Here is a 22,664-nt window from a genome sequence, read left to right as displayed (position 1 = left end):
GATTTTGCCGGCCCTATCGCGAGCAGGCTCGCTCCCACAGTTGATTTGAGCTGTTCACACATTTTGTGTTCACAGGAGATCTAATGTGGGAGTGAGCCTGCTCGCGATGAGGCCAGCAAGGCCGACTTCAAATCCGGATCAGGCGCTCAACACGCGGCAAGCCTCGGCCGGCAAGGTCACCGACACCGGGTTGCCAATGCTCAACCCGAACCCCTGGCACGGAGTGCTCAACGCCGTAAACGACACCCCGGAACACTCCACGGTCGTTTCAATCGTCGCGCCAATGTCGCGCACGAACGTCACCTTGCCCAGCAACCGGTTACCCGCCGTCGCCTGCGGGTGCGACAGTTGCAGGTCTTCAGGACGGATCAGCATCTTCACTTTCTCACCGACCACAATGCTGCTGCAGATCGGCACTTCCAGCGCATCGCCACCGGGCAAACCGACTTTGCCGTTGCCCAGCGCGGTGGCCGGGAAGATGTTGCCGGAGCCAATAAAGTCCGCGACAAATTCGTTGGCCGGGTGCCGGTAGATTTCAATCGGCGAACCGACTTGCTGCACCCGATGCTCGCCCAGTACAACGACGATATCGGCCATGGTCATGGCTTCACGTTGATCGTGGGTCACCATGATCGTGGTGATGTTCAGGCGCTGTTGCAGTTGACGGATTTCCACCTGCATCGACTCGCGCAGCTTGGCGTCCAGCGCCGACAGCGGTTCGTCGAGCAGAAGGATTTTCGGGTGGTTGGCAATCGCCCGGGCAATCGCCACGCGCTGGCGTTGACCGCCAGACAGCTTCGCCACCGGGCGATCAATCATCTCGCTCAGTTGAATCAGCTCCAGCAACTCCACCACTCGCGCCTGCTGATCAGCCTTGCTGACGCCACGCAGTTTCAACGGATAGGCGATGTTCTCGCCCACCGTCATGTGTGGAAACAGCGCCAGGGATTGAAAAACCATGCCGAAATTGCGCTGGTGCGCCGGCGTGTGGCCGATGTCTTCACCGTCCAGGCGAATCTCGCCGCCGCTCAGGGTTTCAAGCCCGGCGATCATGCGCAGCAAGGTGGTTTTGCCGCAGCCCGACGGGCCGAGGAAACACACCAGTTTGCCTTCCGGCAAATGCAGGTTCACATCCTTTACCGCGCAGGCCGAGCCGTAATGTTTCTCGACGTTTTCCAGAATCAGACCAGTCATTTGAATCACCTCAAGAAATCAGAACGAAACGCCGCCTTCGCCAACCAACTTTTCCAGCGCCCAAATGAGCACGAAGTCGATCAACACGATCAGCACGGCAAACGAAAATACGGTTGGGTCGAGCGAAGACACGGTGCGGCTGTACATCCAGATCGGCACGGTCATGACGTCGATGGTGTAGAGGAAATAGGTCACGGTGAATTCGTTGAACGAGACGATGAACGCCAGCAACATGCCCGCCAGGATCCCCGACTTCATCAACGGCACCACCACATCGACAATCGCGCGCAGCGGTGAAGCGCCGAGCATTTGCGCGGCCTCCTCGACTTCGCTGCCGATGGAAAGCATGGCGGCGGTGCAGTTCTTCACCACGAACGGCAGGGCCAGAATCACATGGGCGATCACCAGACGTGAGGTAGTGATCTGGAAGGGCAGGCTGTCGAACACCAACAGCAGCGCCAGCCCCAACACCACCATCGGAAACACCAGTGGCAGCGACATCAATTGCAGCGCCACGGCTTTGCCGCGGAACTCGCAACGGGTCAGCGCGTACGCCGCCGGCACCGCCACAATCGTCGCGAAGACCATGGTCAGGCACGCCACCATCAAGCTGGTGGTCATGGCCTTGCCCAGGCTCAGCACATCGCTGGAATCGGGCGAGACGAACGTGTGCCAGGCGGCTTTGTACCATTGCAGGCTGTAGCTGCTCGGCGGGAAGTCGAGGTTCGACGCACCGCTGAACGACATCACGATCATGGTCAGGATCGGCAACACGGCCAGCAGCAGGATGAAGCCCGAGAGGATGCCGGCAAACTTGCCGGTCTCGCCGGGCAGCAGCCCATAACGTTTCTTGGTCAGGGTGCTCATTGGGAAGCCTCCAGCATGCGCCGACGACGGCCAGTGATGAATTCGGACAAGGTCATGATCGCGAGCGTGGTGACAATCAACACCACACCGGCAGCGGACGCGGCGGGCCAGTTCATCAGCGGGGCGATCTGGTCGTGCACCATCACCGCCAGCATCGGCACGCGACGGCCACCGAGCAGCAAAGGCACCACGAAGCTGCTGGCGTTGTAGGCAAACACCAACGTCGCACCGGTGATGATCCCCGGCATGCTCATCGGCAGCACCACTTGGCGAAACACCTGGAAGCGACTCGCGCCCAAGGTTGCAGCGGCTTCTTCATACGTACGGGCGACGCCGCGCATGGCGCTGGCAATCGGCAGCACGGCCAACGGGAACGCGGTTTGCACCAGGCCCATCAAGACGCCGTTCTGGTTGTAGAGCAGCATGATCGGCCGCTTGATCAGGCCCAGGCCCATCAGCGCCTGATTGAGCATGCCGCCAGGACCGAGAATCACCAGCCAGCCGTAGCTTTGCAGCAACAGGTTGACCAGCAGAGGCAGCAACACGGCGGCAAGGAAAATCCGTCGCACAAACGGTGAGGTCAGGCGCGACATGGTGTAGGCCACCGGGATCGCCAGGATGACCGCGATCACTGCGCTGATCAGCGCCAGGCGCAGGGTCAGCAGCAAGGATTTGAGGTAATACGGTTCCAGCAACTGGGCATAACTGGCCAGGCTGAACCCGGTCCATTCCGCGCCTTTGGTGCCCACGCTCATGCGCAAGACCAGCAGGCTGGCGGCGATCAGCACGCCCAGAAACAGCATCGACGGCGAGAGGAAAAACCAGGCACGCGTCGTCGGCGAAACACCCCGGGGAGCGCGCGATGCAGCGGCGGCGACCGGATGAGTCAGAGGTTGGTGTTCCATAGCAAGGGTCTCGTCAATGGAAAGCAGCTGACAAAACACAAGCCCCAAAACCACATCGCCCCCTGTAGGAGTGAGCCTGCTCGCGATAGCGGTGTAACAGTCGACATCAATGTTGAATGACTGTCAGCAATCGCGAGCAGGCTCGCTACCACAGGGGATCTTCAGTGGTTGAAGATCCTGTGTTTTGTCACTCGATCAGGAAGAAAAGATTTCCGTGTAGCGACGAATCCATTGGTCATGCACGGTGGCCAGGAAGGCGTTGTCGTGCATGATCGCCTTCTCGGCAATCTGCTCAGGCGTGAGGATGTACGGGCTCTTGCGCGCTTCGGCGGAGATGATCGCCTTGGAGTTGACCGGGCCGTTGTAGATATCTTCAGCCATCTTGCCCTGTACCAGCGGGTCCAGAGAGTGGTTGATGAAGGCGTACGCCATGTCGGTGTCGCCCGGACGGTTCTTCGGCATCACCGATTGCATCAAGTCGGTGTAGAAACCTTCCTTCATGCCAAAGGTAGCACTCAGGCCGTAGGCCGGGTCGCGAATCTGTTTCGGGAAGAACGCCGGGGCGTACAGGCCGCCCATGTCCAGGGAACCGGTGCGGAACAGCTCGGCGATCTGGTTCGGGTTTTCACCCAGGGTGACCACGCGACTTTTGAGCTCGGCGAGTTTCTTGAAGCCAGGCTCGATGTTGTGCTCGTCACCACCGGCCAGTTTGGCGGCGATGATGATCAGGTCCATCGCTTCGGTCCAGTTCGGCGGCGGCAGGAAGATGTTCGGAGCCAACTCCGGATCCCACAGCGACGCATAGCTGTCCGGCGCTTCCTTGAGGGTGCGGGTGCTGTAGACCAGGCTGTTGCACCAGAGCAGGTAACCGATACCGTGGCCATTGGCGCCGGTGCGGTATTTCTCCGGCACGTCGACCAGGTTGGGAATGCGGTTGAGATCGGGTTTTTCCAGCAGGTTAGCCGCCGCCAGACCTTCGGCACCGACGCCCGCCAGGGTGATGACGTCGTACTGCGGACGATCACCGCCAGCCTTGAGCTTGGCGACCATTTCCGAGGTGCTGCCGGTGCGGTCAGCGATGACCTTGCAGCCGTATTTGTCTTCGAAGGTCGCGGCAATGTTGCGCAGTGCCGCGAGGCCGGTGTCATCGGACCAGGTCAGCAACCGCAGGGTTTTGCCCGCAAAGCGCGTGTCGCTGGCATTGGCCTTGATGAACGGCATGCTCATGGCCGCCGCTGCGACCGAGGCTACGCCTACGGTCTTGATGAATTGACGTCTGTTTAGATCATGCTCGCCCATGAAGGACTCCCTTTGTTTTTTTAAGTATGAGGTTGGTCGCAACCGTTGCATCCGCGCGATCGGATCCGCTTAAACCCCCGGTTTCAAAGGGCTTGAGCTGAGCCGACCGCTTCATCCTGAGGTCGTGCAAAACACCTGACTATCGATAAAAATTCATTGAAGCCATGACGCCAACGCATGCCTCGTATGGAGGCATGCGCTCACCTTTTTCGTGCCTTCAGACGGCGCGAATCACGTGTTTGATTTCCTGGAAAGCCTGCAAGCCCCACGGCCCCAATTCGCGGCCGATGCTGCTCTGCTTGTAGCCACCCCAAGCGGTCTGCGGGAAGATCACTTGCGGTGCGTTGATCCACACCAGCCCCGCCTGCAAAGCATTGGCGACCCGATCCGCCGCTTCGGCGTCACGGGTCACCACGCTGGCGACCAGACCGAACTGGCTGTCGTTGGCCAGGGCAATCGCCTCGGCTTCGCTGGCAAAACTGCGCACGCAGATCACCGGGCCGAAAATCTCTTCACACCACAACGCACTGCCCTGGGGCACGTCGGTGAAAATTGTCGGCTGCAAAAAATATCCGCGCGGCAGGTTTGCGGGGCGATTGCCGCCGCACACCAGCGTCGCGCCGGCGCTCAGACCACGATCGATGTGACCGAGTACACGCTGGTACTGCGCCTGATTGACCAGCGCGCCCATTTCCACGTCCGGGTCGAACGGGTCGGCGACGCGAATAGCTTCAGCGCGGGTTTTCAGCTTCGATAAAAATTCATCCGCCAGTTCAGCAGCAACCAGCACGCGGCTGGTGGCGGAGCACATTTGCCCGGCGTTGAAGAATCCCCCGCCGCTGGCCACGTCCACGGCCAGATCGAGGTCGGCATCCTTGAGCACCAGCAGCGAGGATTTACCGCCCAGTTCCAGGCTCACGCCTTTGACGGTTTCAGCCGCGCGCTGCATGACCTGTACGCCGACTGCATTGCTGCCGGTGAAGGAAATCTTGGCGATGCGCGGGTCCGCCGACATCGGCGCACCGACCGCCAGCCCCGTGCCGCAGACCAGGTTGAATACGCCCTTGGGCAGACCGGCCTCGGCGATGATGGTCGCCAGTTGCAGCTCGGGTAACGGCGTCACTTCCGACGGTTTGAGGACCACGCAGCAACCGGCAGCCAGGGCCGGGGCGAGTTTCCACGCTGTGGTGACCATCGGGAAATTCCACGGCACGATCAGGCCGACCACGCCGCACGGTTCACGACGCACGCGAGCGCTGAAGTCGTCGGTAGGCAGCTCGACGTTGCTGTCTTGTTTGGCATCGAGGCCTTCGGCCAGACCGGCGTAATACTCGAAGGTCGCGATCACGTCATCGACGTCGATGGCGGCTTCGAACAGCGGCTTGCCGTTGTTGCTCGACTGCAAGTTCATCAGTTGTTCGCGGCCGGCCTGAACCCCGGCGGCAATCTTGCGCAGGATCGCGCCGCGCTCGGCGCCGGTGGTTTTCGACCAGTCGGCAATGGCGTCGGTCGCGGCCGTCACGGCGAGTTCGACAGAGCGCTCATCGCCGCCATTGACGGTGGTCAGCAGGGCTTCGGTCGCCGGGTTGATCACGCGCAGGTGTTCGCTGCCCGCCGACCATTGGCCGTTGATGTACAGGCCATCGAGGGCCGTTGGGAACGTCATGCGCAAAGTCATTTCGACACCGCCTTCATCCACTGGGTCTGATCGATTTCAATCAGGGTCGGGCCCTGACGATCAGCGGCGTGGCGCAATGCGCTGCGCAGTTTCTCGACACTGTTGACCGCTTCGGCTGCACAGCCCAGGGCCTTGGCGACACCAATGAAGTCCGGGGTGTAGATGTCCACGCCCACCGGCTCGATGGCGCGGTTGACCATGTATTTCTTGATCTCTTCGTAACCCTGGTTATTCCACAGCAGGACGATCACCGGGGTACGCGCTTCAACGGCGCTGGCCAGTTCCGGCAAGGTGAATTGCAGACCGCCGTCGCCGATCAGGCACACCACTGGAGGACGCGAACCGCCCTCGACGCTGCCACCGAGCCAGGCGCCAATGGCCGCAGGCAAGGCGTAACCGAGGGTGCCGTAACCGGTGGACGAGTTGAACCAGCGACGCGGGCGTTCCGGGTTGAAGGTCAGGTTGCCGGTGTAGACCGGTTGGGTCGAGTCACCGACGAAGACTGCGTCTGGCAGTTCGTGCAACACGGTTTCCAGGAAACGGGTCTGGGCCAAAGTCGGGGCATCCCACGTGGCGGCGAGGTCTTCGCGCAGACGGGCGGCGCGAACCTGGCCCCAATCGTTGCGGCGCTCGGCCAGCGAGTGATGGGACAGCTCGCTCAACAAGGCCTGGGCGGCGTTGCGAGAGTCCGCCACCAAAGCGACTTTCGGCGGGTAGTTGCGCACGGTCTGGTCCGGGTCGATGTCCACTCGCAGCAGCACGCCAGGAATCTCGAAGCCGCCGGCGAAGGTCACGTCGTAATCGGTCTCGGCAAGCTCAGTGCCGATGGCCAGCACCACGTCGGCCTCGGCTACCAAGGCACGGGTCGCGACCAGGCTCTGAGTCGAACCGATCAGCAACGGGTGGCCGGATTCGAGCATGCCTTTGGCATTGATGGTCAGGGCCACTGGCGCATCCAGCAGCTCAGCCAGCTCAGTCAGCTCAGCGGCGGCGTCAATGGCGCCACCACCGGCCAGAATCAATGGACGCTTGGCGCCGGCCAGCAGCGCGGTCATGCGAGCAACGGCGCTTGGCGCGGCACCCGCACGGTCGATGTTCACCGGGAGACTGGTGAGCAAGTCATCGGCTTCTTCAACCAGCACGTCCAACGGAATTTCGATGTGCACTGGACGCGGACGACCGGCCTGGAACAGCGCAAACGCGCGGGCCAGCACGCCTGGCAATTCAGCGGCCGACATCAGGGTGTGGGAGAACGCCGCCACGCCGCCCACCAGGGCGCTCTGGTTCGGCAGCTCGTGCAGCTTGCCGCGACCGCCACCCAACTGGCTGCGCGATTGCACGCTGGAGATCACCAGCATCGGGATCGAGTCGGCGTAAGCCTGGCCCATCGCGGTGGTGATGTTGGTCATGCCAGGGCCGGTGATGATGAAGCACACGCCCGGTTTGCCGCTGGTGCGTGCATAACCGTCGGCCATGAAACCAGCGCCCTGTTCGTGACGCGGAGTGACGTGGTTGATGCTCGAACGGGCCAGGCCGCGGTACAGCTCAACGGTATGAACCCCGGGAATGCCGAACACCTGCTCGACCCCGTAATCTTCGAGTAACTTGACCAATACTTCGCCGCACGTCGCCATGTCATTGCCCTTTTTGTTCGTTTGAGACGCCGGGCCTGCGCAGTGTTTATGATGAGTTGGCAGGTCCAGGGATGGCCTCATTGGAACGGGCGACACATAGCCGCAACAATGGATAAAAAGTCATACTAGCCATGTCCTTACGTCATACCTTGGATCCAAATGAAACGATTGCCTCCCTTGCCGGCGCTGCACACTTTTCTGATCACGGCGCAGTGCTGCAACTTCACCCGCGCCGCCGAACAGCTGTACATCACCCAAGGCGCAGTGAGTCGGCAGATCGCCGGGCTGGAAGAAAACCTGGGTTATGAGCTGTTCATTCGCCAGGCCCGGGGCCTGACCCTGACCGCCGAAGGACGCGAATGGCTGCCACGGGTGCAGCAGATTTTCGGGCTGATCGACGAGGCGGTGGAGCAGATCGGCGAGAAGCGCGAAACCCTGCAACTCAAGGCCCCGACGTGCGTGATGCGCTGGCTGCTGCCGCGTCTGTTGCAGTGGCAGCGAGAGCGTCCGGACGTGCCGGTGGAATTGACCACCACGGTCAAGCACGGCGTGGACTTTCATCGCGAGCAGTTCGATGCGGCGGTGGTGTATGGCGTGCCGCCGGACACTTCACTGGACTCCCATCGACTGTTTGATGAACAACTGACACCGGTCTGTTCCAAACCGCTGCTCGAAGGTCCGGTGCCCCTGCAAAAGCCCGAGGATCTGGAACAGCACATGCTGCTGCACCCGACTCGTGATGAACGGGACTGGAAGGCCTGGCTGACCAGCGCGAATGTTCGCTTGAGCAATGTCGGCAAGGGTCAGCATTTCGAAACGCTGGACCTGGCGATGTCGATGGCGTCCCAGGGGACGGGCGTGGCGATTGGGGATTGGTCGTTGATTGGCGATGACCTGAGTGCCGGGCGGCTGGTCATGCCGTTTGAATTGAAAGTAAAAACGGGGTTGGCGTACTACCTGGTATTCCCCGACAAGCCTGGACCTTCGCCGAAGTTGCGCGAACTAATGGGATGGTTGGTGGAGCAGGCTCAGGCGCGGTACTGATCGTTAGCGCGCTGATGATCGTTCCCACGCTCTGCGTGGGAATGCAGCCCGTGACGCTCCGCGTCACTGGACGCGGAGCGTCCCCTGAGGCATTCCCACGCAGAGCGTGGGAACGATCATGAGTTCAATATCCGACAGTGAACCGCTGACGTGAATGCTTCGGTGTTTCCACTTCATCAAGCATCGCAATTGCATAATCGGCAAACGTGATCCAGCTGCGCCCTGCACTGCTCACCAGCAAATCATCCTGGCCGATTCGAAACGCCCCTGTGCGCTCACCTTCGACAAACTCCGCCGACGGCGACAGGAACGTCCAGTCCAGGTCTTTTTCTTCACGCAGGTTTTGCAGGAATTGCGCACCGGCACTGGCCTCAGCCTTGTACTCCGGCGGGAAGCCCTTGCTGTCGATGACGCGAGTGCCGTCTGGCAACAACAACGAACCCGCGCCGCCCACCACCAGCAGACGTTTCACCCCGGCTTTTTTCACCGGCCCGACAACGGCGCTGGCAGGCAGGGTCGCAAAGTGCGCGGCACTGATCACCACGTCATGGCCGGCGATGGCTGCTTGCAACGCTTGGGCATCAAGCGCATCGACATTCCTGGCAACCACCCCGGCACGCGGGGCGATTTTCGAGGTGTCGCGGGCAATGGCGGTGACGCTGTGGCCGCGACGCAGGGCTTCTTCCAGCAGTTGGCTACCGGCGCGACCGGTGGCACCAATGATTGCGATCTTGCTCATGACGTTCTCCAGTTGGCTTGGTTGTACCTGATAGATCGTTGATAGATCGTTCCCACGCTCTGCGTGGGAATGCCTCAAGGGACGCTCCGCGTCCAGTGACGCGGAGCGTCACGGGCTGCATTCCCACGCAGAGCGTGGGAACGATCACTCATTCACCCCACTTCATCTCGCCCTTGGCGACTTTGGCGCTCAGCTCCAGCGAGCTTTCTTCACCCAGTGTCGGGAAGCGTTTTTTCATCGCGCTGATCAATGCGGCGGAGTCCTTGGCCTTGGCGGTTTCTTCGTCGAAGGCCTTGATGTAATCGGCGGTGAAGTGCACGGCCGCCAGCGAGCGCTTGCTTTCACCAAGGTAGTGACCCGGCACGATGGTGTTCGGCTTGAGGGTTTCGATGGCCTTCAGCGTAGTCAACCAATCGGCGCGGGACTGCGCGGTCTGGGTGTCCGCCATCCACACATGAATGTTTTCGGCGACGACCACGCCACCGACCACAGCCTTGATCGACGGGATCCAGACGAAAGTGCGATCCGGCTGCTTGCCGTCCAGGCCCACCACCTGCAACTTCTGCCCTTCGAGCATCAGGCTGTCGCCCTTGAGCACGCCCGGCACGAGGGTCTTGGCAGGCACGTCGGCGCCCATTTTCGGGCCCCAGAACGCCAGCTTGCCGTCGACGGTTTTCTTGATGTGATCCACGGTTGGCTGCGAAGCCAGCACTTTTGCGTTCGGGAAGGCGGCGGTCAGGGTGTCGAGGCCGAAGTAGTAATCCGGGTCACCGTGGCTGATGTAGATGGTGGTCAGCTGTTTGCCGCTGGCGCGGATTTTTTCCACCACCTGTTCGGCCTGAGACTTGCCGAACTGCGCGTCCACCAAAATGGCTTCTTTCTCGCCGCTGACCAGCACCGAGGTGACTGGGAAGATCGCTTTCTCACCCGGGTTGTAGACGTCCAGGGTCAGGGTCGACGCCGCGACGGCGTGGGCCGCGAAACCCAGGGTGGCGGTGGCCAGCAAAATACGCTTGAGAGAGGTAAAGCCGATCATCTGTTGCTCCGTGATCCGAATGCCGTGTTTGGCGATGGGACAGAGCTTAGTTGCGTCACTCAGTACAAAAAATGCGATGCTTGAACATAGTTTGTTTCTAAAATCGGGCAAATCATGGATCGTCTTCAAGCAATGCGCGTGTTCGTCACGGTGGTTGACCTGGGCAGCCAATCGGCTGCCGCCGATCATCTGGACCTGTCACGGCCGGTCGTGTCGCGTTATCTGGCGGAATTGGAAGATTGGGTCGGCGCACGCTTGATGCACCGCACCACGCGCAAATTGAGCCTGACCGCTGCCGGCAGCGAAATCCTGCCGCGCTGCCGGCAGATGCTCGACCTGTCCACGGACATGCAAGCCGCCATCAGCGAGCCGGATGAAGCGCCACGCGGCCTGTTGCGGATCAGCGTCAGCACCTCGTTCGGCCAGGCACAACTGGCGGATGCAATAGCGGCGTATGTCCAACGCTACCCCGGCGTCAGCATCGACCTGCAGATGCTCGACCGTACCGTGAACCTGGTGGATGAGCGCATCGACATGGCCATCCGCACCAGCAACGACCTGGACCCGAACCTGATCGCCCGGCGGTTGACGGTCTGCCGCTCGGTGATCTGCGCCTCCCCCGCTTACCTCGGCCAACACCCGACGCCGCAACGGGTCGAGGACTTGAGTCAGCACAATTGCCTGACGCACTCCTACTTCGGCAAAAGCCTCTGGCATTTCGAGCAGGACGGGGAACCGGTGTCAGTGCCTGTACAGGGCAACATCTGCGCCAACGAAGCCAGCACGCTGTTGCGCCTCACCCTCGCCGGAGCTGGCGTGGCGATGCTGCCGACGTATCAGGCAGGTGTGAATATCCACAGCGGCGAACTGGTGCGACTGCTGCCCCATGCCGAGCCGAGGCAGATGAATATTTATGCGGTGTACGCTTCGCGCAAGCACATGCCGGCGGCGCTGCGCAGCCTGCTGGATTTTCTGGTGCTCAGATTTCCGCAAGAGCCGGCGTGGGATATCGGCCTGTAACCAGATCAAAACTGTAGGAGCGAGCTTGCTCGCGATAACGGTCTGATGTTCGCCATCTCTGGTGACTGACACTGCGCCATCGCGAGCAAGCTCGCTCCCACAGGGCTGGCAACTCAGCGGCACTGACCTATGCTCAAAGTAATACCCAAGGGTATTCGTTCAGAGGTCAACGCCATGAACACCAGAACAAGAAGATACCTCGCCATTTTCATCACCTGCGCGGCAACGCTGGCGCTGTATGGCACCGCCGCCTGGCGCGTAGAGCAGTTGCGGCAACTGCCCCGCGACTATGCGAGCTGTAACTTCGAGCGCTGCATCCCCCACAACGCGACCCTCAACGCCCTTCGGTGACGAAAGCGGTCAGGCCTCGTTGTCCTGATCGGCCTTCAAGCGGTCGCGGAATGCCTTGGGCGAGATCCCCACTCGACGTCGGAACAGACGCGTGAAGTTGGTCGGATCGGAAAACCCCAACACGTCGGACATTTCGTAAATGGTCATGCTGGTGTAGGTCAGCAAACGCTTGGCCTCCAGCAACTGACGCTCGTGCATGATCTGCAACGCCGGTTGCCCCGCCAGCTCTCGGCAGGTGCCGTTGAGGTGGGACACGGAAATCCCCAGCCGATGCGCCAGGTCTTCAACCTTGACGTGCTGACGGTAGGTTTCCTCCACCAGTTGAATAAAGCCGTTGAGATATTCCCGGGCCCGTTGCGGACGCTGGCTGGCGTTGCGACGGGAAATCACCTGGCGGCTGACCCATACCATGATCACGCTGACCAGCGAATGCATCAGCATTTCGCGTGCCGGTTGGTGGCCGGTGTACTCCTCCTGCAGCGCCGAAAACAGGCTGTTGAGGTAGTCGCCGTCCTTGCCCGCCGGATAACTTTCGGCCTGGGTCAGTGTGCTCACCGAGCTGCCCAACTGTGCCTGGAGATGGGCCACCAACGGCGCGGCCAGCGTTACGACAAATCCTTCGACGTCCTCGGAAAAACGATAACCGTGCACCGATAACGGCGGCAAAACCAGAACGGTCGGCTCAGTCAGTTGCGTGCGTTTGCCTTCGATTTCAAGCTCTGCCTGACCTTTGAAAACGAAGAGAAACTGGCACAAATCGGCGTGACGATGGGGTTTGATTTCCCATTGATGTTCGCGGCTGCGTTTGGAAATGGTTTCACAGTGCAGCAAGTCGGGGGTCGGCCAGTCCAGGCTTTCACCGTAGAGCTTGAACACTGGAATCGAAGGCAGGTCAGGCTTGTTCATCACTTCAATCCAGGCCTCAGAGGTTTACGGGCGATAATCGCACCGATTGGCAGAATGTACAGGTATCGGCTCACTTTTCACCTTCAATTGACAGACCCGCAAGGGAAAAATGCAAGCACTCGATCCATAAAAATCATTCACCGGCCTGGGCCATGTGAAGCTTGCGAGTCATAAAAACAATGAAAACGCTGAAAACCCAAATCGCCATCATTGGCGCCGGCCCCGCCGGTTTATTGCTCGGCCAATTGCTGCACAACGCCGGCATCGACACCCTTATTCTCGAACGCCAGAGCGCTGATTATGTGCTCGGACGAATCCGCGCGGGGGTCCTTGAACAAGGCATGGTAGAGCTGTTGCGTGAGGCCGGCGTAGGACAGCGCATGGATGCCGAAGGGTTGGTCCACGGGGGGTTCGAACTGGCCCTCGACGGCCGTCGGGTCCACATCGATCTACACGCCCTGACCGCAGGCAAAACCGTGATGATTTATGGTCAGACCGAGGTCACCCGCGACCTCATGGCCGCTCGTCGGGAGGCCGGCGCGCAGACGATTTACCAAGCCGCCAACGTCGTACCGCACGGGATGAAAACCGCCGAACCGTTTGTGACGTTTGAAAAGGATGGCGAAACCTATCGCCTCGATTGCGACTACATCGCCGGTTGCGACGGATTTCATGGCGTGGCCCGGCAGTCGATTCCCAGTGATTGCCTGAACGTCTTCGAGCGGGTTTATCCGTTCGGCTGGCTCGGCATCCTGGCCGATACCCCGCCGGTCCATGAAGAGCTGGTCTACGCCCGCCACGCGCGCGGGTTTGCCTTGTGCAGCATGCGCTCGGCCACCCGCACGCGTTATTACCTTCAAGTGCCGGCTGACGCAAAGGTCGAGGACTGGTCGGATCAGCGCTTCTGGGATGAGCTTAAAACGCGCCTGCCCTCTGCGTTGGCCAACACCTTGGTGACCGGGCCGTCCATCGAAAAAAGCATCGCACCGCTGCGCAGTTTTGTGGTTGAACCGATGCAGTACGGGCGAATGTTCCTGGTCGGCGACGCCGCGCACATCGTCCCGCCCACCGGCGCCAAAGGCCTGAACCTGGCGGCGAGCGACGTCAGCACCTTGTTCAAGATCTTGCTCAAGGTCTATCGCGAGGGACGCCTGGATTTGCTGGAGAAGTATTCCGAAATCTGCCTGCGCCGGGTGTGGAAAGCCGAACGCTTCTCGTGGTGGATGACCTCGATGCTGCACCGCTTTGACGACCACGACGCGTTCAGCCAGCGCATCAGCGAGTCGGAGCTGAATTACTTCGTCGACTCCGAGGCCGGTCGCAAAACCATTGCAGAAAATTACGTCGGCCTTCCTTATGAGGCTATCGAATAGCCTGCTACCGACTTACACTGGCGAGTGTCCCCGCTCGCCTTGCCCTTGCGGGTCAATCACTGCCCGCAGGCCTTTACCCGTGACCAATCTAAACCAGCCTGAAACGCCTAAACCAGCCATCCGCAGCGTGTTGATCGCCCTGATGCTGGCGATTTTCCTCGGCGCGCTGGACCAAACCATCGTCGCCGTTTCGATGCCGGCCATTTCTGCGCAATTCAAGGACGTCAGCCTGCTGGCCTGGGTGATCTCCGGCTACATGGTGGCGATGACCGTGGCGGTGCCGATCTACGGCAAGCTCGGCGATTTGTATGGCCGGCGTAAGCTGATGCTCTTCGGCATGGGCCTGTTCACGATCGCATCGCTATTTTGCGGCATGGCCCAAAGCATGGAGCAACTGGTGCTGGCGCGGATTCTCCAGGGCATCGGCGCGGGCGGGATGATTTCGGTCAGCCAGGCGATCATCGGCGACATCATCCCGCCCCGCGAACGCGGTCGTTATCAAGGGTATTTCAGCAGCATGTACGCGGTGGCCAGCGTCGCCGGCCCGGTGCTGGGCGGTTACATGACCGAGTATTTGTCCTGGCGCTGGGTGTTTCTGATCAACCTGCCCCTGGGCCTCGGTGCCTGGCTGGTGGCCAATCGCACGTTGGTCGGGCTGCCGGTTCCGCAACGCAAACCGATCATCGATTACCTCGGCACCTTGCTGATGATCATCGGCTTGACCGCTTTGTTGCTGGGCATCACTCAGGTCGGGCAAGGCCATTCCTGGCGCAGTGCCGAAGTGTTGAGCCTGCTGGTGTGTGCGGTGTTGGTGCTGGCGTTGTTTGTCTGGCATGAACGCCGGGCGCGTGAGCCGTTGTTGCCGATGCATCTGTTCGCCAACCGCAATGCGCTCCTGTGCTGGTGCACGATTTTCTTCACCAGTTTCCAGGCCATCTCGCTGATCGTGCTGATGCCGCTGCGCTTTCAGAGCGTCACGGGCGCCGGGGCCGACAGCGCCGCGTTGCATCTGTTGCCGCTGGCCATGGGCCTGCCGATTGGCGCGTATTTCGCCGGGCGCCGCACGTCGGTGACCGGGCGCTACAAACCGATGATTCTGACCGGGGCGGTTCTGATGCCGATCTCGATTCTCGGCATGGCCTTCAGCCCGCCGCAGGCTTTTCTGTTGAGCAGTCTGTTTATGTTGCTCAGCGGGATCGCCAGCGGCATGCAATTCCCGACGTCATTGGTCGGCACACAGAACTCGGTGGACCAGCGCGATATTGGCGTCGCGACCAGCACCACCAACCTGTTTCGTTCACTGGGTGGCGCGGTGGGTGTGGCATTGATGTCGGCGTTGCTGCTGGCATTGTTGCAGGATTCGAGTTTTGCCCACCTGGCCGGCTCGACGATGATTGCCGAGGGCCGCTCGGGGAATGTGTTGCTCGATGGTTTGAATGCCGCACCCGGCGATGCGCAGAATGCCCTGCGCGCGGAGCTGCTGCTGACTTTCCGGCATTTGCTGATGGTCAGTGCAGCCGTGTCGTTGCTGGGGCTGGCGGCGGCGATTGTGATGCCGAATATGTTGTTGCGGGGGCGGGAAGACAAGGTTCGATAGTGGGACCGAGTCGTGGCCATCGCGAGCAAGCTCGCTCCCACATTTGATCTATGTCATACACACAATATGTGAACGCCGAAGATCCACTGTGGGAGCGAGCTTGCTCGCGATAGCGGTCTGTCAGTCAGTCAGTCACCGTGATTCAAGGGCTGTAATACCCGACCGCCACCAGGAAATGCCCGACCTTTTTCAGGTACGCATGCTTGTCTTCAATCTTGCCGGTCACCGGGTTTTTCCAGCGGTATTCGTATTCGCCGTCATCCTGCTTGGCAATCAACCCCAGGATCGGCTCGCCCACCGGTTTGCCTTCCGGGTCCTTGATCTTGCCGAAGTCTGTATTGATCAGCCGCAGGTTGGTGCCGTGCGCGACGTAGCGCTGGTTGTTGAGGTCGACGACAAACACATACAGGTCATCCTGCAAGTAACCGCCCTTGAGGGAGTTGATCGCGCTCAGCGTGCCCTTCTCGTCCTTGGCCAGATCGGTCGCTGCTTTGTTCAGCAAGACCATCGCCTGTTCCGCTGAGGCACGTGGCAGGTAATAACCTACTGCCAGAATCCGCTGGCCAACGCGCTGGTAGAACACGTGCTTGCGTTCGACCTTGCCGTCGGACCAGTTCTGCCAGCGATATTCCGCCTGTTGGATGCCATTGCCTTCCGGCACGCTCAAGGCGTCCTTGAACGCTTTCTGCAACTCCGGCCCGAGGGTTTCGGACACATCACGCCCGATCAATGCCGAAGACGGCCCACCGCTGGCGAGCATCACGCCTTTGGTGTCGACCACGAACACGTAGCGATCCTTGTCGACAAATTCGCCCTGACGACTGAAGGCGGCGAACGCCTTGTCGCCATTGTCGTGGTAATAAGCCAGGGCTTTTTCCAGCAAGGCCTTGGCGGCCTGACCGTCGTCCTTTTGCGCCGTGGCGGCATGAACCTGCCCCAGGCACAGCAACAGCATCGCGCCCAGCCCCGCCAACTTGTGCAGAACCCTCATTGTCCATCCCCCGTTCTTGTCAGTGTTTCAAGAGCGTAGTCGGCAATGGGATATGTATGAATATTCAGCGAATCGCAGTGTGTAAGGAAATCATTCCCGGACGGCCCGGGAATGATTCAGGCCTCACTGCCGGGCGCGCAGCTGCTGTTGCAGATTCTGGATCTGCGCCTGGAGCGTGTTGATGTTGCGGGTGGTCTGGCCGCGGAAGGCGTCGAACTCGGCGATATTGGTGGCGCCTTGCGCAACAGCCGGGCGGTTGTCCTGCTCGCTTTTGAGCACGATCATTTCTTGTTCCAGACGCTCGATGGCGGCGCTCGGGTTGCCTTGTTTCTTCAGTGCAACGATGTCGGCACCCAGGCTTTTGAGCTGTGCGTCGAATTTGCTGGTGTCGTCCGAGGCGCTTTTCAGCGCGGCCAAATCGCTACTCAACGCTTTGACCTGCGCCTGCAATTGCGTATTGGCGGTCTGGTGCTCGGTGTTCTGAGCGGTCATTTGCGCCAGGCGTTTGTCCAGATCGGCGGTTTGCGCGCTCATCTGCGCCAAGCGTTTGTCCAGCTCCGAGGTCTGGCCGACAACGCCTTGCTGCTGTTGGCTCTGGTCCTGGAGTTTGCTTTCCAGTTGCTTGATTTGCAGCTTCAACGCTTCGCTGTCGCTGTTGACGTTGGTCTGGCTGGCGACAACCTTGCCGGAAATATCCTGCAAGCGCCCCGCCGCTTCTTCACTGATGCGCGCGAAACTTTCCTGGGTCGCGACCAGTTGCTGTTCCATCAGCGAAATCTGCTGGAAGCTCCACCAGGCAAGGCCTGCGAAGGCAAAGAACAGTGCGCCGACCAACGCCCACAACGGGCCGGTGCTGGCGCTTTTGACTTTGACGACAGGCACCGGCCGCGAGTGCACGGAGGTGCGCGCAGTGGTGGGAAAATCATCGTCATCGAGGACGTCGGCACGCAGGCTTGGGACATCGTCGAAGTCGTCGTTGGCATCGTTACGCATGGACATTGAGTCAACCTTTGTGGAACGCGGTGATGGCTTTATGCGGCGAGTATAAACCCCACTGCCGACCGATTGACCCTCAACCACAAACTCGGTTCAGTGCTGGCAGACGGGCAACCGGACAGTCAGCGAAGGTCCTGAGCCTTCCACCAGGCGCAGAACTCGTCGAGGGCCGCCCAGAGACTGACCTTCGGATCGTAGTCCAGATAATGCCGGGCGCGACTGATGTCCAGGGTGAAATTTTTGTTCATGACTTGCATGCCCAGTCGCGACAGCGTCGGCTCGGGACGGCCCGGCCACAGCTTGCACACCCCTTCGTTGAGCGCGGCAACGCTATAGGCCAATCCATAGGAACGGTAGCGCGTCACCTGTGGGACATCCATCTTGCGCATGACGTAGTTGACCACATCCCACAACGGCACCGGCGCCCCGTTGCTGATGTTGTAGACCTTGCCCAAGGCCGAACCACTGGCCAGCAAACTGCTGAGCAATGCTTCGTTAAGGTTGTGCACGCTGGTGAAATCGACTTTGTTCAGGCCGTTGCCGATGATCGCCAACCGCCCCTTGCGCTGCATCTTCAGCAGGCGCGGGAAGATGCTCATGTCACCGGCCCCGGTCACGAAACGCGGGCGCAGAGCGATGGTTTCGAGACCGAATTCCTGGGCGCCAAAGACCTTCTGCTCGGCCAGAAACTTGGTGGCCGCGTAAGGGTGCTTGAAGCGTTTAGGCACCTGTTCTTCGGTCAGCCCCAGATGATCGCGGCCATCGAAGTAGATCGACGGCGACGACAAATGCACCAGACGCCGAACGCGCTGCTTCAGACAGGCCTCGACCACGTTTTCGGTGACCTGCACGTTGCCTTGATGAAAGTCCTGATAACGCCCCCACAACCCGACCGCGCCAGCGCAATGGACCACGGCTTCGACATCTGAACACAGCTCGCGCGCCAGTTCCGGGTCGCTCAAGTCGCCCTGGATAAACTCGGCGCCACGGCGCACCAGGTGTTCAACGCTTTCGGCCCGGCGACCGTTGACCCGCACGTCCAGGCCTTGCTCCAGGGCGAAACGCGCAAAGCGTCCGCCAATGAAGCCGCTTGCGCCGGTGACCAGAATTTTCATGTAGAGCTCCGATGTCTTTCGTTTTGCGTAATGCGTGAGTCTTGACGCTGCCCGTCAACCCAACGGCACCAGCCATTGCTTCGACGAACGTACCAATTGATCGGTCAACAACCCCAGAAGCTGCCCGCCATTGCGCCAATGATGCCAGTACAGCGGCACATCGATGGGCTTATCTGGCAAAAGCTCGACCAAAACACCGCGTTCCAGTTGCTCGCGCACCTGCAATTCCGGCACCAGGCCCCAGCCGAGACCGGCCTCGGTCAGGCGGATGAAGCCTTCGGATGAGGGGCATAAATGGTGTTCGAAACCACCCTCGACACCCAACGAAGCAAGGTAGCGATGCTGCAGGAAATCGTCCGGCCCGAAGACCAGCGCAGGGGTTTTCGCCAGCAGATCAGCACGAACCCCTTCAGGAAAGTGCCGCGCAATAAACGCCGGGCTGGCCAACGCCCGATAACGCATGGCGCCCAATAACACGCTGCGCGCACCGGCCACCGGCCGTTCGCTGGCGCAAATGCACGCGGCCACTTCGCCCGCGCGCATGCGTTTGAGGCCGACCGTCTGGTCTTCGACGACCAAATCCAGCAGCAAGTGCTGCTCGGCACAGAAGTCACTGACGGCAGCGGCCCACCACGTGGCGAGGCTGTCAGCGTTCAAGGCGATTCGCAGGCGTTCCGGCAGACCTTCTTCGTCCAGCGCCGGGACCAGCGTCTGCAGATCCCGCTCAAGCAAACGCACTTGCTGGACATGGTTAAGCAGCCGCCGACCAATCTCGGTCGGCGCCGGCGGGGTGATCCGCACCAACACCGGCTGGCCGACTCGCGCCTCCAGCAGTTTGATCCGTTGGGAAATCGCCGACTGCGACAACCCCAGTACCTGCGCGGCGCGCTCAAATCCAGCCTGCTCGACCACGGCGGCCAAGGCGGAAAGCAATTTATAGTCGAACATCAGTTTTCCTAATGAGCGATCAGCATGATTGGTTTTTCTTATACAGGTTAGCAGCGGAGAATGCCCGGCAAGCACTCTTTCACAAGGAACATCGACATGGCTGGCGAAACTTCATTGGCCACCTTGCTGCGCAGCATGAGCCCGCAACTCAACGACGGCGAATACGTGTTTTGCACCCTGCGCGACAGTACGTTACCGGCAGGACTTGAGATCATCGGCAGCTTCCGCGAGCAGGAAGGCCTGACGGTGATTCTGGAACGTTCCCATGCTGAACAGGCAGGGTTCAACTTCGACTATGTCGCGGCCTGGATCACCTTGAACGTGCACTCGGCCCTCGAAGCCGTTGGCCTGACGGCCGCGTTCGCCACGGCACTGGGCCAGGCCGGCATCAGTTGCAACGTGATCGCTGGCTATTACCACGACCATTTATTTGTCGGTCAGGCCGACGCCCAACGCGCATTGCAAGTGCTGCGCGACCTGGCAGCCAACGCGGAGTAAAACCTATGTGGCAAAGTTATGTGAACGGCCTGCTGGTGGCCGCCGGATTGATCATGGCCATCGGCACCCAAAATGCGTTTGTGCTGGCGCAAAGCCTTCGCCGCGAACATCACCTGCCGGTGGCGGCGCTTTGTGTTGCGTGCGATGCATTGTTGGTCGCCGCGGGCGTATTCGGCCTGGCAACCGTACTGGCGCAAAACCCGACCCTGTTGGCAGTCGCCCGTTGGGGTGGCGCTGTTTTTCTGATCTGGTATGGCAGTCAGGCGCTGCGTCGGGCCTGTTCGAAACAAAGCCTGCAACAAGGTGAACATCAAACTGTTCGCTCACTGCGCGCGGTGATGCTCAGCGCCCTGGCGGTGACCTTGCTCAACCCGCACGTTTATCTGGATACGGTGTTGTTGATCGGCTCCCTCGGCGCCCAACAAACCGAGCCCGGCGCCTATGTCGTCGGCGCGGCCAGTGCGTCGTTGCTGTGGTTCTTCACCCTGGCCCTCGGCGCCGCCTGGTTGGCGCCGTGGCTGGCACGGCCCAGCACCTGGCGGATTCTCGATCTGCTGGTGGCGGTGATGATGTTTGCCGTGGCCTTTCAATTAATCGTCACCCCCTGATTATTCCAAAAGGCTCTGGAACCTCTATTCCACACAGTTGTTGCGTGGTTATGCCGAACCCCCGGTGCTATGATCCGATCCGATGCGCCGCAAAGAGTACAAACTCCCCGGCGCTTGTCTGGCCGCCCGTGATCGGCCTTGCGCTCACCGCAACTGACCTGATTAGGAGAATCATCATGGCTTTCGAATTGCCGCCGCTGCCTTACGCACACGATGCCCTGCAGCCGCACATTTCCAAGGAAACTCTGGAATACCACCACGACAAGCACCACAACACCTACGTCGTGAACCTGAACAACCTGGTGCCAGGCACCGAGTTCGAAGGCAAGACCCTGGAACAAATCGTCAAGACTTCCTCGGGTGGCATCTTCAACAACGCCGCTCAGGTCTGGAACCACACGTTCTACTGGAACTGCCTGGCGCCAAACGCTGGCGGTCAACCAACCGGCGCACTGGCTGAAGCGATCAACGCAGCCTTCGGTTCGTTCGACAAGTTCAAAGAAGAATTCAGCAAAACCTCGATCGGCACCTTCGGTTCCGGCTGGGGCTGGCTGGTGAAAAAGGCTGACGGTTCCCTGGCCCTGGCCAGCACCATCGGCGCCGGCAACCCGCTGACCAACGGCGACACCCCGCTGCTGACCTGCGACGTCTGGGAACACGCTTACTACATCGACTACCGCAACCTTCGTCCGAAATACGTCGAAGCGTTCTGGAACCTGGTCAACTGGAAATTCGTGGCTGAGCAGTTCGAAGGCAAAACCTTCACCGCTTAAGATCGACGCCAGTCAAAAAACCCGGCTTTATGCCGGGTTTTTTATGGCCTGGAAAAAGTCAGGCCGCTTGCGAATCGACATTATCCAACGCCCGGTTCACCGCTAACTCCGCCAGCATGACGATCTGCTGAATGGCCAGCACGGTGTTGCGCTGAGGGCCGATCAGGTTTGTGGCGAAATCGCTGGCCATGACACTGGCGGACGCCAAGGACTCACAGGCCTGGGCGAGCAGACTTTCGGTATCCGTATCGGGAGCGATCATGAACATCGTGCTCGGGCGTCGAGTTTTGACGCTGTAGGGCTCGGGGGGATCAAGGTAGTAATCGAGGGCGCGGTTTATGGCTTCGCGGTCTTTGATGAGCGCTTCCGCTTCGGTGGCTTCGGCTTCAGGGGTGACGGTATTGAAGGGTGGGTCAGGAACTGGCTTATTCATGGATATGCTCTTTCTCAATTGGAGCCATCACTTGCCGTTTCTCACGCGACGAAGTGGTGACAGCTATGTGCGGAGTGAGAAACCGGTGAAGAGCCAACCCGGCCAGACCGAAGTCTGCCCGCACACAGCCGCCATAGAGCATTACTGACAGCGAAAAAGCTGGCGGCAATTATGGTGGTACTGGCGCTCGATTAAAACTCTTAACCTGTCGGGTTCTCACACCCGGTCGCTGAGGTTTCAGCGACAGCCAGAGGTTAGAGACACTGCTTCCTACCCGGCAACCTGAAAAATGCGTGGGAAAGCGCTGCGTTTCTTACACATCGTTAAACACAAAAATGGAACGCGGAGCGTCCCTGGCTGCATTCCCACGCGGAGCGTAGGGAACGATCAAGGGGCAACAGGAAGAGATTGGTCGGCTGACAGGCCGCCATCGCTGGCAGGCCAGCTCCCACAATGGACCGGGTACACCTGCAAGAGATTGTTCGGCTGGCAGGCCAGCTCCCACAACGGACCGGTGTCTACCGCCCGCTCTTCACCACTCAATAGGCCGAGCGGTAGCTCGCCTGCTTTTGATCTTGATCCACCTGCCCCGTCGGCAGGCTGAGTGGAGGCGTTCATCTGGGGGGTAGGCGCGTAGCGCCGTGCGGCGAAGCCGCACT

23 protein-coding genes are annotated in these 22,664 nt (G+C 60.3%); 9 read left to right on the top strand and 14 right to left on the bottom strand.

Annotated features, from left to right (window positions below; translation table 11 throughout):
* Positions 1-138: 138 nt before the first annotated feature.
* From ACM6I0_RS00115 to ACM6I0_RS00090, 6 genes are all read right to left on the bottom strand, one after another.
* On the bottom strand, positions 139-1,194 hold the full coding sequence (locus ACM6I0_RS00115) for an ABC transporter ATP-binding protein (RefSeq protein WP_285429569.1): 1,056 nt from the start codon (positions 1,192-1,194) through the stop codon (positions 139-141).
* 18 nt (positions 1,195-1,212) lie between these two features.
* On the bottom strand, positions 1,213-2,061 hold the full coding sequence (locus ACM6I0_RS00110) for an ABC transporter permease (RefSeq protein ID WP_090187568.1): 849 nt from the start codon (positions 2,059-2,061) through the stop codon (positions 1,213-1,215).
* Positions 2,058-2,966 carry an ABC transporter permease gene (locus ACM6I0_RS00105; RefSeq protein WP_285429567.1) on the bottom strand — a complete coding sequence of 303 codons (909 nt, stop codon included), beginning with the start codon at positions 2,964-2,966 and terminating at the stop codon, positions 2,058-2,060. Before ACM6I0_RS00105 ends, ACM6I0_RS00110 begins: the two co-directional genes overlap by 4 nt.
* 195 nt (positions 2,967-3,161) lie before the next feature.
* Positions 3,162-4,265, bottom strand: a complete 1,104-nt coding sequence (locus tag ACM6I0_RS00100; RefSeq protein WP_414921212.1) for an ABC transporter substrate-binding protein — start codon at positions 4,263-4,265, stop codon at positions 3,162-3,164.
* A 217-nt stretch (positions 4,266-4,482) separates the two neighbouring features.
* Positions 4,483-5,931, bottom strand: a complete 1,449-nt coding sequence (locus ACM6I0_RS00095) for an aldehyde dehydrogenase family protein (RefSeq protein ID WP_414921211.1) — start codon at positions 5,929-5,931, stop codon at positions 4,483-4,485.
* A gap of 8 nt (positions 5,932-5,939) precedes the next feature.
* Positions 5,940-7,577 carry a 5-guanidino-2-oxopentanoate decarboxylase gene (locus ACM6I0_RS00090; protein ID WP_414921210.1) on the bottom strand — a complete coding sequence of 546 codons (1,638 nt, stop codon included), beginning with the start codon at positions 7,575-7,577 and terminating at the stop codon, positions 5,940-5,942.
* A gap of 159 nt (positions 7,578-7,736) precedes the next feature.
* Here ACM6I0_RS00090 and ACM6I0_RS00085 point away from each other — a divergent pair, with 159 nt between their 5' ends.
* A complete protein-coding gene (locus ACM6I0_RS00085; protein ID WP_285429563.1) occupies positions 7,737-8,621 on the top strand; it encodes a LysR substrate-binding domain-containing protein in 885 nt (294 codons plus the stop codon).
* A gap of 124 nt (positions 8,622-8,745) precedes the next feature.
* Here ACM6I0_RS00085 and ACM6I0_RS00080 read toward each other — a convergent pair whose 3' ends face one another.
* Both ACM6I0_RS00080 and ACM6I0_RS00075 read right to left on the bottom strand, forming a co-directional pair.
* A complete protein-coding gene (locus ACM6I0_RS00080; RefSeq protein WP_414921209.1) occupies positions 8,746-9,360 on the bottom strand; it encodes an NAD(P)-dependent oxidoreductase in 615 nt (204 codons plus the stop codon).
* A 148-nt stretch (positions 9,361-9,508) separates the two neighbouring features.
* Complete coding sequence (locus ACM6I0_RS00075) at positions 9,509-10,396, bottom strand: MBL fold metallo-hydrolase (protein ID WP_414921208.1); 888 nt, start codon at positions 10,394-10,396, stop codon at positions 9,509-9,511.
* 114 nt (positions 10,397-10,510) lie between these two features.
* Between ACM6I0_RS00075 and ACM6I0_RS00070 the strand changes: the two genes are divergently transcribed.
* Complete coding sequence (locus ACM6I0_RS00070; protein ID WP_414921207.1) at positions 10,511-11,416, top strand: LysR family transcriptional regulator; 906 nt, start codon at positions 10,511-10,513, stop codon at positions 11,414-11,416.
* 174 nt (positions 11,417-11,590) lie between these two features.
* Entirely contained in the window at positions 11,591-11,767 is a 177-nt protein-coding gene (locus ACM6I0_RS00065) for a hypothetical protein (protein ID WP_167360513.1), read from the top strand.
* A 9-nt stretch (positions 11,768-11,776) separates the two neighbouring features.
* On the opposite strand, the gene ACM6I0_RS00060 is transcribed toward ACM6I0_RS00065, so the two are convergent.
* Positions 11,777-12,673 carry a helix-turn-helix domain-containing protein gene (locus ACM6I0_RS00060; protein WP_259153299.1) on the bottom strand — a complete coding sequence of 299 codons (897 nt, stop codon included), beginning with the start codon at positions 12,671-12,673 and terminating at the stop codon, positions 11,777-11,779.
* A gap of 188 nt (positions 12,674-12,861) precedes the next feature.
* On the opposite strand from ACM6I0_RS00060, the gene pobA reads away from it, so the two are divergent.
* Both pobA and ACM6I0_RS00050 read left to right on the top strand, forming a co-directional pair.
* Positions 12,862-14,046, top strand: coding sequence for a 4-hydroxybenzoate 3-monooxygenase (gene pobA / locus ACM6I0_RS00055; RefSeq protein WP_285429657.1), 1,185 nt, complete (start codon positions 12,862-12,864; stop codon positions 14,044-14,046).
* Between the two features lie 79 nt (positions 14,047-14,125).
* Positions 14,126-15,643 carry an MDR family MFS transporter gene (locus ACM6I0_RS00050; protein ID WP_414921206.1) on the top strand — a complete coding sequence of 506 codons (1,518 nt, stop codon included), beginning with the start codon at positions 14,126-14,128 and terminating at the stop codon, positions 15,641-15,643.
* Between the two features lie 142 nt (positions 15,644-15,785).
* On the opposite strand, the gene ACM6I0_RS00045 is transcribed toward ACM6I0_RS00050, so the two are convergent.
* The 4 genes from ACM6I0_RS00045 to ACM6I0_RS00030 all read right to left on the bottom strand — a co-directional run bounded on the left by ACM6I0_RS00045 (position 15,786) and on the right by ACM6I0_RS00030 (position 19,693).
* Positions 15,786-16,634: a cache domain-containing protein gene (locus tag ACM6I0_RS00045; RefSeq protein WP_414921205.1), complete on the bottom strand. Its 849-nt coding sequence runs from the start codon at positions 16,632-16,634 to the stop codon at positions 15,786-15,788.
* 123 nt (positions 16,635-16,757) lie between these two features.
* Positions 16,758-17,633: an ATPase gene (locus ACM6I0_RS00040; protein WP_285429551.1), complete on the bottom strand. Its 876-nt coding sequence runs from the start codon at positions 17,631-17,633 to the stop codon at positions 16,758-16,760.
* Between the two features lie 119 nt (positions 17,634-17,752).
* Entirely contained in the window at positions 17,753-18,745 is a 993-nt protein-coding gene (locus tag ACM6I0_RS00035) for an NAD-dependent epimerase/dehydratase family protein (protein ID WP_414921204.1), read from the bottom strand.
* 54 nt (positions 18,746-18,799) lie between these two features.
* Positions 18,800-19,693, bottom strand: coding sequence for a LysR family transcriptional regulator ArgP (locus ACM6I0_RS00030; RefSeq protein WP_208669656.1), 894 nt, complete (start codon positions 19,691-19,693; stop codon positions 18,800-18,802).
* A gap of 96 nt (positions 19,694-19,789) precedes the next feature.
* Between ACM6I0_RS00030 and ACM6I0_RS00025 the strand changes: the two genes are divergently transcribed.
* From ACM6I0_RS00025 to ACM6I0_RS00015, 3 genes are all read left to right on the top strand, one after another.
* Positions 19,790-20,191, top strand: coding sequence for an ACT domain-containing protein (locus ACM6I0_RS00025; protein WP_285429547.1), 402 nt, complete (start codon positions 19,790-19,792; stop codon positions 20,189-20,191).
* Between the two features lie 5 nt (positions 20,192-20,196).
* Complete coding sequence (locus ACM6I0_RS00020; protein WP_285429546.1) at positions 20,197-20,799, top strand: LysE/ArgO family amino acid transporter; 603 nt, start codon at positions 20,197-20,199, stop codon at positions 20,797-20,799.
* Positions 20,800-20,975: 176 nt separating this feature from the next.
* Positions 20,976-21,572 carry a superoxide dismutase gene (locus ACM6I0_RS00015; RefSeq protein ID WP_157713500.1) on the top strand — a complete coding sequence of 199 codons (597 nt, stop codon included), beginning with the start codon at positions 20,976-20,978 and terminating at the stop codon, positions 21,570-21,572.
* Between the two features lie 58 nt (positions 21,573-21,630).
* Here ACM6I0_RS00015 and ACM6I0_RS00010 read toward each other — a convergent pair whose 3' ends face one another.
* Positions 21,631-22,005: a DUF6124 family protein gene (locus ACM6I0_RS00010; RefSeq protein WP_414921203.1), complete on the bottom strand. Its 375-nt coding sequence runs from the start codon at positions 22,003-22,005 to the stop codon at positions 21,631-21,633.
* Between ACM6I0_RS00010 and ACM6I0_RS00005 the strand changes: the two genes are divergently transcribed.
* Positions 22,004-22,153: a hypothetical protein gene (locus ACM6I0_RS00005; protein ID WP_414921202.1), complete on the top strand. Its 150-nt coding sequence runs from the start codon at positions 22,004-22,006 to the stop codon at positions 22,151-22,153. The two genes, ACM6I0_RS00010 and ACM6I0_RS00005, sit on opposite strands and share 2 nt — an antisense overlap.
* Positions 22,154-22,664 lie beyond the last annotated feature (511 nt).

The sequence above is a fragment of the Pseudomonas sp. IT-P294 genome (assembly GCF_949767865.1).
Lineage (GTDB): Bacteria > Pseudomonadota > Gammaproteobacteria > Pseudomonadales > Pseudomonadaceae > Aquipseudomonas.
The sequence above is the reverse complement of the archived record's forward strand: the minus strand, read 5'-3'. Positions and strand labels throughout refer to the sequence as shown.

Bases quoted from the DNA above. Each gene is read 5' to 3' on its own strand.
- ACM6I0_RS00115 (WP_285429569.1), bottom strand. From the start codon at position 1,194: ATGACTGGTCTGATTCTGGAAAACGTCGAGAAACATTACGGCTCGGCC.
- ACM6I0_RS00110 (WP_090187568.1), bottom strand. From the start codon at position 2,061: ATGAGCACCCTGACCAAGAAACGTTATGGGCTGCTGCCCGGCGAGACC.
- ACM6I0_RS00105 (WP_285429567.1), bottom strand. From the start codon at position 2,966: ATGGAACACCAACCTCTGACTCATCCGGTCGCCGCCGCTGCATCGCGC.
- ACM6I0_RS00100 (WP_414921212.1), bottom strand. From the start codon at position 4,265: ATGGGCGAGCATGATCTAAACAGACGTCAATTCATCAAGACCGTAGGC.
- ACM6I0_RS00095 (WP_414921211.1), bottom strand. From the start codon at position 5,931: ATGACGTTCCCAACGGCCCTCGATGGCCTGTACATCAACGGCCAATGG.
- ACM6I0_RS00090 (WP_414921210.1), bottom strand. From the start codon at position 7,577: ATGGCGACGTGCGGCGAAGTATTGGTCAAGTTACTCGAAGATTACGGG.
- ACM6I0_RS00085 (WP_285429563.1), top strand. From the start codon at position 7,737: ATGAAACGATTGCCTCCCTTGCCGGCGCTGCACACTTTTCTGATCACG.
- ACM6I0_RS00080 (WP_414921209.1), bottom strand. From the start codon at position 9,360: ATGAGCAAGATCGCAATCATTGGTGCCACCGGTCGCGCCGGTAGCCAA.
- ACM6I0_RS00075 (WP_414921208.1), bottom strand. From the start codon at position 10,396: ATGATCGGCTTTACCTCTCTCAAGCGTATTTTGCTGGCCACCGCCACC.
- ACM6I0_RS00070 (WP_414921207.1), top strand. From the start codon at position 10,511: ATGGATCGTCTTCAAGCAATGCGCGTGTTCGTCACGGTGGTTGACCTG.
- ACM6I0_RS00065 (WP_167360513.1), top strand. From the start codon at position 11,591: ATGAACACCAGAACAAGAAGATACCTCGCCATTTTCATCACCTGCGCG.
- ACM6I0_RS00060 (WP_259153299.1), bottom strand. From the start codon at position 12,673: ATGAACAAGCCTGACCTGCCTTCGATTCCAGTGTTCAAGCTCTACGGT.
- ACM6I0_RS00045 (WP_414921205.1), bottom strand. From the start codon at position 16,634: ATGAGGGTTCTGCACAAGTTGGCGGGGCTGGGCGCGATGCTGTTGCTG.
- ACM6I0_RS00040 (WP_285429551.1), bottom strand. From the start codon at position 17,633: ATGTCCATGCGTAACGATGCCAACGACGACTTCGACGATGTCCCAAGC.
- ACM6I0_RS00035 (WP_414921204.1), bottom strand. From the start codon at position 18,745: ATGAAAATTCTGGTCACCGGCGCAAGCGGCTTCATTGGCGGACGCTTT.
- ACM6I0_RS00030 (WP_208669656.1), bottom strand. From the start codon at position 19,693: ATGTTCGACTATAAATTGCTTTCCGCCTTGGCCGCCGTGGTCGAGCAG.
- ACM6I0_RS00025 (WP_285429547.1), top strand. From the start codon at position 19,790: ATGGCTGGCGAAACTTCATTGGCCACCTTGCTGCGCAGCATGAGCCCG.
- ACM6I0_RS00020 (WP_285429546.1), top strand. From the start codon at position 20,197: ATGTGGCAAAGTTATGTGAACGGCCTGCTGGTGGCCGCCGGATTGATC.
- ACM6I0_RS00015 (WP_157713500.1), top strand. From the start codon at position 20,976: ATGGCTTTCGAATTGCCGCCGCTGCCTTACGCACACGATGCCCTGCAG.
- ACM6I0_RS00005 (WP_414921202.1), top strand. From the start codon at position 22,004: ATGGATATGCTCTTTCTCAATTGGAGCCATCACTTGCCGTTTCTCACG.
- ACM6I0_RS00010 (WP_414921203.1), bottom strand. From the start codon at position 22,005: ATGAATAAGCCAGTTCCTGACCCACCCTTCAATACCGTCACCCCTGAA.